Consider the following 7731-nt stretch of genomic DNA (forward strand, 5'->3'; position numbering starts at 1 on the left):
TGGTGTATTTTGCCTTCTAAGCCTATTATAAAGCAATAAGTCAAAAAGTCAATTATTTTTTAGACATTTTGACTTTTAGTATAAAAAAAGACCACACAACGAGGTGCGGCTATTGATAGAACATACATTTTATATTATAATATAGAGCGAGAGACAACTGATGTGTCGGTTTCCTCCGTAAAGGAGGTGGTGCCTATGAGTCTTTACGAAAAACTATCATTGATGATAGAATTTCTGATTCTTCTAATCACCGTTATTGACTACTTGAAGTAACCACTTTGAGGGTACAATAAAGCCGACCATTGCAGTGGTCGGCTACACCCATTAGAGGAAGCTGACTAACGCCATCAGCTGTCTCTTTTTTCTTATCAACATTATATCATTACCGTTGCTTATCAATAGAGGAATTATCATTTAAAGGTTCTTTATTATAACCCTAAAGGTTGTCCCCTTGCCCAGTTCACTTTCCACATCTATCCGACCGTGATGGGCTTCCACAATGCTCTTGGCAATAGCCAAGCCCAGGCCATTGCCCCCCATGGAACGGGACCGGGCCTTGTCCACCCGGAAAAATCTTTCAAAGAGCTTTTCCATATCCTCCCGGGCGATGCCAATGCCGTTATCCTGCACCGAAAAATGAACAGAACTCCCCCGCCGGCCATCGAAGGACAATAACACCTTGCCCCCTTCCGGCGTGTACTTTATGGCATTATCCACCAAAATCAGCATCAGCTGCTGGATTTTCTGCTCATCCCCCTTGTACATTGCCACACCGGTAGCATTCAGGCTAAGGGAAATCTGCTTCTTTTCGGCCAAGGGTTGCATTTTGCGAGCCAGCTGCTCCATATCGACAATCAGGTCAAACTCCTGCACATTCATCGGTTCAGCATTATTGTCTGACCGGGCAATTTGCAGAAGTGAGCCTACCAGATTGGACATTTTCTTGACCTCATCCTTTAGATCCTGCAGCACCTGTTTTAAGAAAGGCGACTCAATGGACGGGTCACTGGCCAACAAATCCGCCGACGCCATAATAACGCTCAACGGAGTCCGCAGCTCGTGGGAAGCATCCGCTGCAAACTGCCGCTGTTTGTAATACGCCTTTTGCATGCCTTCCACTATGCCACCGGACACGGCGTGGCCCAGTGCAATAGCCGTAAGCAGAGCCAAAAAGGATATCCCGCCAAAGAAATATGTCGCCTTGCGAATACCTTTATACAGAGCCGAAACATCCTTGCCCAGATATACCATACCGATTTTTTCGCCGGTAACCAGCCGCACATCACAGGAGGTCATCATCAGCACATTAGGCTTTTCCTCATCCTCCCGCTGCATGAACAGGGCCACATCATTAACCGGTACCTCGCCCTGACGAATTACCTCCAGCACATCCTCCTCAATCCGCTCCGGTGCTCGGGAAAAATTCTGCAGGCGACCGCTTTTATCATAGGTATAAAAGAACATCCGCTCCCGCTTGCCCAGCTCTTCACCGCCGGTATATACCCCGTTGCGGGTCATAGCCGACTCAGTTTCCGAAACAGAATGAACCATTTCCGACAGCTCACGGGCCTGCTCGGACATTACCGCCCATTCCATAGTCTGATGGGCCAGAAAAATAATTATGATAAACAACCCAAACATCAACAGGGAATACGCCGCTGTCAGGCGCATCCGGCTGCGGAAAAATATTCCCCGGATGTTCAGCTTATTTCGCTTCCAGTTTATAGCCAACACCTCTTATCGTGTTAATCATAATCTTGCCATCGGCCAAATCAAGCTTTTTACGAATAAGCTTCACATAAGAATCAATATTGTTGGAGCTGACATCCGACTCAATACCCCAAATACGATCCAGAATAATCTCTCTCGGCACCACGATGCCCATATTCTGCACCAACAAATCGAAAATCTGGAACTCACGAGGAGAAAGCTGAATTTCCTGCTTGCCCTTCATCAAAAGCTTGGAGGTACGGTCCAGGGTAAATCCCCCCAGCTCCACGATATCCTGCTGGATTTTTTGACTGCTGCGCCGGCTCAGGGCCCGGAGTCTGGCCATCAACTCAGAAAACTCAAAGGGCTTCACCAGATAGTCATCTGCGCCGGCATCCAGACCGGTCACCCGGTCCTCCACCGCATCCCGGGCTGTAAGGAGCAAAATGGCCTTCTGATACCCATCGGCCCGCAGGCGTTTGCAAGCCTCTACCCCGGTTTCCTTGGGCATCATCCAGTCCAGTATAAGCACATCGTAGTCCTCATACATGGCACAATCATATATCATATCACCGGTGGTCACCCACTCCGTGGAAATACCATCCTTTTCCAGCATATATTGGGTAAGCTTCCCCAGCTTCATATCATCCTCTGCCAACAAAACACGCATGCAATTCACCTCGTCATATCAAAGCTAAAACCTTCCTACTCAACCTACATAATAGTACCATATTTTGAAAAATATGTGAAAACCAATAGCAAGAAGCAGGCAGATAAGTTATCAAACCGAAAATTTACCTATGACCAGCATCTGCAAACACACAAAAAGAGACCATTGACTGGATTTTTCCGGCAACGGCCTCTTTATCATTACTTTATTGCAACAGACTCAAAATATTGCTGCTATTTTGGTTGGATTGGCTCAGCATAGCCTGACCGGCTTGAGATAGAATCTGAGCCGTAGCTAACTCCAAAGAACTCTTAGCCATATCTGCATCCCGGATAACCGACTCCGCCGCCATGGTACTTTCCTGATCCGTAATAATATTAGCTTCTACGTTATCCCTTCTCGAAATATAACAGCCGATTTATCTGCCCTGGTTCTATTTCATCTTTTCTTATTGAAAAATAAAAAATAGGATACTTGTGCATTATCCTCTCACCTTTCAAAGATTTTTATTCCACATTAACCAACTAATAATCTAACCAAATCAAAGAAATAACATCATCTGTAATATGACTTAGAAGAGATTGATAATCCGCACTATGACTTGTAATCAAATACTTATCTAATATCGTCCTATTATTGCAGAATCATCAAAATCAGAAGTCTTTCTATCTGTCCTAGTTAATATATAACCATCAACGAAGTCACTGCCTTCCTCTAATCCCATACTTATGAACAACTCTTTAAAGACAGAATAGTGATTACTAACCACCACTATAACTCTATCATCAGAAGGTAGCAATAAAAACACCTCAAAAAGATCACCACATTTCAATTATGTTGTAGTATCTTCACCACTATCATAAAACACACCTACGGTAAACGGTTCCAACTTAGAAAACAACCTACAACTTCCCAATATTTAATAGTAATTGCTTGACCAGAATATCTACCTAAATCATCCACCAAATAGACATTTTTACATCCTCGCTCAAATGCAGCAATACATGCTATTACATCACCACCGCTCTGCGGCATAGTAGCAATAGGGCTATCTTGTAATATAAGTTTATATGTCACAGAATTGTCAGGTATGCCTTTCATTAGTAAATTTACCTCTCATCTAACAAATTGCTGCAGCGATGGTAACACAGCTAATTTTCTCATATGCAAGCAATCATTATCCTTGTACCCTACAAAAACTTCAACCTCCGAACTCACATCTAGTCTATTAAAGGAGATTTTTGTAGCAAAACCAGCTGTTCCTACATCTTGCTGTGTTATAGTCTGTGTGTGCAATAATACTCCATCAACTGATTTTTGCATTAGCAGCACCACTCTTTCTTTTCCCTGCCAAAAGCCATTCCTATCCTCACAATATCCATGTAAAGTCACAAATTCACCATCATAAATTATTACTTCACTAAGCTCACCACGCAATGCTTCATCTGAATATAAAACAGCCTCGTAGGAAGTTGCATCTTTAAATAAATACTGTTCTGTTTCCTTTTCTTGTAAGTAACGCAATTTATCCGCCCAAAACATCGTGACATCTTCAATATCATGCAAATCAAAATACTCATCAGTATCATTAAAGTACCCTGTACCATCCGAATTTATCCTAACGCGATAAGTAAATGTATTTATGCATTGATTCCTTAATACCGTATCCAGCGTCTCCAACCCATTCGGCTCTATTCTCACTCTATGTGCAGGATTATCATCCTTTATTCCATCACTAAAAACAATATTTTTTTTCCTTTCTATATGACTATCAAACACTTCCTTATCGCGCCCTAAATCCAGCACAACCTCATTGTACCCCAATGCCTTTATTTTCTCATACAACAGATTAAGTTCTTGCCTAGACAACATTTCATCTTTTAAAAACGTCTCAATCGCATCCGATACATATGGTGTTCTCAGCTCATGAACTACAGGTGAAATTTCTCTATGAACACGTTCAATAAGCGAAATAATTTCGTCCATATTACTTCGCAAAATCATAGTTATTATTCTGATCTTTTTATTTTTTCCTAATGACTTGGCTATATTCCCCAATCTGGATAGATTATCATAAAAGACGCTGTTCTTAGTACCACTTAAAAAAGAATATTTACTATCATCATATGTCTCTAATGAAATATTAAAATAGCTCACTGGTGAATTACACAAAGCAACAAGCTCATCATCTGACAATTTCTTTACTAAATTTGTAGTGAAAAAAACCTTATCTCTATATTGATAAGGTATCATATACAACAACGAAAAAAAATCTGGATGCAATGTAGGTTCAAAGAGGCAAGAAAAAAGAAACAATTCTGGATTACAAAATGGAATAATGCTTCGAGATTTTTTAAATATTTCTTTCTCCATGTTACATGGATGTAATTTTTTCCAATCATTAAAGCAGAATTTGCAACGAGCATTACAATGATTAGTTATATCATGAGATACCATTCCGTATAATCTAGAAGCAATGCAAATCTTCATTTTTTTGTCCTCCCTATCCGATGTTATGATGATAGATTCTTGAATAATAAATGTTTTACACTTGTAATGAAACTGCTACATTTATTATACACCATTCCAGGTGGCTATTGTACCTTATTGGGTTGGTATAATTAAGTACGACCAAAGATTCCCTTATTAAAAATTATAGACACACTTAAAGGCTGGTACATTAATAATAACACCAGCCTTAATTATTGTTATTTTATTGCAACAAGCTCAATACATTGCTGCTGTTCTGGTTAGACTGACTCAGCATAGTCTGACCGGCTTGAGATAGAATCTGGGCCGTAGCTAACTCCAAAGAACTCTTAGCCATATCCGCATCCCGGATAACTGACTCCGCCGCCATGGTACTTTCCTGATCCGTAATAATATTGGCTTCCGCGTGTTCCATATGAACAATCTGGGCACCAATAAGGGTATTGGCATCAATCAGATATTGCAGTCCCTTGTCAAGTGTCCCCTCTACCTTTGGTGGTCCATCGGTGCCCAACAGCTTCTCCCGTTTTTCCGAAGTCATTACGCTGTAATCATCCAAAGAATAGCTCCCCACCTTGTAGCCAAAGATATGGTCCATGGTGGTCTGCGGAATCCGCACATGAATATTGGCACTGGAACGATCCGTGTGATGAATAACCAAATCATTCACATAGACATAGCGCTTATCCTGTACCACATTATCCAGAACCCCATCGGCAATCTTGGCCCCTTTTTCCTGGCGATCTAAATATCTGCTATCATTCAATACAGTATATCGCCGGCTATCATAAATTGTAATGCTGCCATTTTCATAGTCCGCCGCCAACTGGAAAAAGTGCCTGTAAGTATTGGTAAGCCAATCCTCCAATCCCTGCGGATTCTTATTGCCATCTCCTTCATAAATGGTCTTAACCAACGATTTAACATCAGTAACATCAGAGACATCCACCACAAAGGTTTTTATATCCAACGCCTCAGTACCACTGGTTGGACGATCATCGTCATCTGGGCTTATACCGTTTACGAACTGCAGGTTAACCCACTGAGATGAATCTGTAGCACAATAAAATCTTATGCCCTTACCATTTAATGCCGAAGGAATATCACTATCTGCTACCCCCTGAGAGGAAAAAGCACTGGCAAAGTCAATGGTATAATCCCTCAGGCCGCCTTCCCTAAATACCATATATTGGTCATTGCCCACAGTACCTGGCTGGCTTGCATTAATCTGCACCCCGGTTATTTCATCGGAGCTGTTCTTTATCGGCGAAGCACAGGAACCAAGCTTTGCGGTTATCAGATTGGCAAACGCCTCCGACACAGTTTTTCCGGACTCTACGCTGGTTCTTATAGAATTTAAATCAATCGTAGTAGCTCCATTTATCTTGTTTATGCTTTCCAGGGCAGGAGCTTTGCCTGAATCAATAAATTCATAATTGGTGGAATTATAACTTCGATAGAAGGCTTTGCCCACCATGCTGTCTATTAATTCCTCCGCCTTATCAGCATCGGAAATATTATACCCAGACAAATCCCAATCCCAATGAGCTACAGCGCCATCAGCCGCATTACGATTATTAGTAATCCCTGAAAGAGCCGTTGCTGCAGTGTAATAATCCGGTGTAGTGGTAGCTGAAGAAGCCGATACTCCATCTGACGCGCCATTGCTGTTGCCTGCAGTACCTGCATAATTAGCCGTTAAAGTCATGGTTCCACCAGACAGTTTTATCGTCATATTGGCAATGCTAAAGCTACCATTATAATTTTTACCAACAGTATAATAACCATTGCTACTATCATAAGACAGAGCACTGCTATCATTCTTAAACACGAGATACGCCGTACTGGAGGTGCCATAGTTAGTGTATCCCGTCAAGGTAATACCTGAACCCACTGGTACGCTACTTATACTTTTAGTGGCTGTTGCCTTTACTGCATCTTTATCCTTAACATATACCTGAACAGTCTGATCAGTTGCCGGGTCATGTCTTGGCTCATAATGTCCCTCTTCTGCCTTACCACCACTTAGACTAAAATTCCCCAAGCCAGTTGCCTGTGCCGCTGTGCGATTCACACCGGCATTATAATCTCCGCCTGCCAAGGCTACGCCCTTTACATTGTAATAGCTGGTATTATTATACGCAGTCTTATTATCGTAGCCACTGGAAGGGGCTTTGGTAGTAAGGGTTACCTTTTCACCACTGACCGCAACACTATAATAACTCCCTAGATTTGAAGTTATCTTGTCAGCTATTGCCGTAGCAACCTGACTGTTATTCATGCCAGAAATATTGATTTCATAAGAGTTGCCACTATTTCTGTAATTCTTGCTTGTATCTGTGGTTAAAACATAAGTAATGTTATTACTATTAGGGTATGTGACCGTAAACGCCGTATTGTTTAGTCCAGCATTATTCAAGCCAGCCAAATTTATTTCAATAGTATTCGGTGTATTTTCCGTCCCACCATGAAGCTTGGATTGATTAACATTAGTATTTGCTGCAGTATCATAACCAGTTATAGTAGTTGCACTAATATTTTTCAATGTGTAGCCATCATAGGGTACACTATCTGATGCACTGCCAAAGGTATCAAATGGACCAAGCTCACCATCCAAATCTCCTTGAGTATCAGGAATCAAATTCAAACTGTCACTGTCCTCAACCAGCTCAGCATGGTCAAGCACCACCCAGCTTTTCACCGTTTCCTGCACGGTGTTACCCAACAGTAACAGTTTGCTGTTAAATGTTGTCTCCGCTGCAATATCATTTATCTCATCATAATACTGGCTGATTTCCTTTTGGATAATCGCCCGATCAACATCAGTGTTTGTATCATTATGCGCGTCAATAACCTTCGCC

At 41.7% G+C, this 7731-nt stretch carries 6 protein-coding genes; all 6 read right to left on the reverse strand.

Going from position 1 to position 7731, the window contains the following annotated elements; genetic code table 11:
* Positions 1-414: 414 nt before the first annotated feature.
* Positions 415-1731 (reverse strand): cell wall metabolism sensor histidine kinase WalK, encoded by a 1317-nt coding sequence (locus QZV24_RS09520; protein ID WP_294523262.1) that lies wholly within the window; start codon positions 1729-1731, stop codon positions 415-417.
* Positions 1706-2380 (reverse strand): response regulator transcription factor, encoded by a 675-nt coding sequence (locus tag QZV24_RS09525; RefSeq protein ID WP_290655865.1) that lies wholly within the window; start codon positions 2378-2380, stop codon positions 1706-1708. Before QZV24_RS09525 ends, QZV24_RS09520 begins: the two co-directional genes overlap by 26 nt.
* Positions 2381-2585: 205 nt before the next feature.
* Positions 2586-2798: a flagellin gene (locus QZV24_RS09530; RefSeq protein WP_363138181.1), complete on the reverse strand. Its 213-nt coding sequence runs from the start codon at positions 2796-2798 to the stop codon at positions 2586-2588.
* A gap of 452 nt (positions 2799-3250) precedes the next feature.
* Complete coding sequence (locus tag QZV24_RS09535; RefSeq protein ID WP_294523264.1) at positions 3251-3481, reverse strand: hypothetical protein; 231 nt, start codon at positions 3479-3481, stop codon at positions 3251-3253.
* Between the two features lie 15 nt (positions 3482-3496).
* Positions 3497-4870, reverse strand: coding sequence for a radical SAM protein (locus QZV24_RS09540; RefSeq protein WP_294523266.1), 1374 nt, complete (start codon positions 4868-4870; stop codon positions 3497-3499).
* Between the two features lie 223 nt (positions 4871-5093).
* Positions 5094-7731, reverse strand: a 2638-nt coding sequence (locus QZV24_RS09545) for a flagellin (protein WP_294523268.1), incomplete at its 5' end; no start/stop codon positions are given.

Source organism: uncultured Anaerovibrio sp., assembly GCA_902786545.1.
Lineage (GTDB): Bacteria > Bacillota > Negativicutes > Selenomonadales > Selenomonadaceae > Anaerovibrio.